We start from the raw sequence: 1,182 nt of genomic DNA, 5'->3' as shown, positions 1-1,182 counted from the left end.
GACCTGCCAGATCAAGGTGAGCGACGCGCTGGAAGGGCTGGTTGTGCACATGCCCGAAAAGCAGATCTGATGACCGCGGGGGCAGCGGCGCGGCGTCTGAGGATGCGCGCCCGGCCCCGTTCCGCCCGCCGCGCATGGCGGGCGTTGTGCCTGGGGCTGGCCTTGGCTGGCCCTTCTGCACTGGCGGCTGAGGACAGGGTGGTCTCGGCGCGTTACGGCGATCCCACCACCCGCTACGGGCACGGTGTGCTGGGTGATGATGTGGAATACGGGACGCTGGTGCTGACCGTAGAAGGCACGGATGAGGTCGGGCTTACTAACAAGACGGTCCACCGGAAGTCCAAAATTCTAATCCGCCTGCCGCAGGATCATGTGTTCGAGGACACCGCGCCGCGGCTGGCGGATGTGGACGGCGATGACAGCCCCGAAGTCCTGGTGGTCGAAACCGATGTGGCGCAGGGTGCCCAGCTGGCCATTTATGACGCGCGTGGGGAGAAAATTGCCGCTACTCCGCATATTGGCACCCGCAACCGCTGGCTGGCCCCAATTGGCGCCGCGGATCTGGATGGCGACGGGTATGTGGAGGTCGCCTATGTCGACCGGCCGCATCTGGCGAAAACCCTGCGCATCTGGCGATTCAAGGACGGCGCGCTGACTGAAACTGCCAGCCAAGCCGGGCTGACCAATCACCGGATCGGCCAGGACTTCATCACCTCCGGAATCCGCAATTGCGGGCTGGGACCGGAGCTGGTGACAGTCAGCGGTGATTGGCGCAGGATCATCGCATCCCGTCTGCAGGACGGCAGGATCGCCAGCCAGGATATCGGCCCTTTCGGGCAGGGAACGGGTCTGCAGGCCGTATTGGCCTGCCGTTAGGCGCTGCCCGCGGCGCGCATGGCGCGGCGCCGTGCCCAACTGGGAAGTGCATCCGCAAGGATGGGCTGGAGCGGGCGGGAGTGCTTGCCGACTCTGCCGCCCGGAAAGACAGGCCTGCTGCACCGCGTCCAACCCGGTTTTTGCGCGGTGTTTCATATTTATTCATCACCTTTGGTTACCTTGCCCCTGACGAGCGGCGCCAGGCGGCTACCTGTCTGGGCCGGTTTTACAGGAGACAGGCGCGTGAGCTTTACACCCTATGTGTTGGGCACCGGTATCAGCGGGTGGACCTTCCTGCAGCGGACC

At 64.8% G+C, this 1,182-nt stretch carries 1 protein-coding gene; it reads left to right on the top strand.

The features are described 5' to 3' along the window. The first annotated feature begins 69 nt into the window (after nucleotides 1–69). The gene (locus tag A2I95_RS40285) at nucleotides 70–876 is read left to right on the top strand and encodes a VCBS repeat-containing protein (protein ID WP_291737930.1); all 807 of its coding nucleotides are present in this window, start codon (nucleotides 70–72) and stop codon (nucleotides 874–876) included. Nucleotides 877–1,182: the final 306 nt, after the last annotated feature.

The sequence above is a fragment of the Leisingera sp. F5 genome, assembly GCF_001593695.1.
Note: the sequence above shows the minus strand (reverse complement) of the source record. Positions and strands in the feature narration are given on the sequence as shown.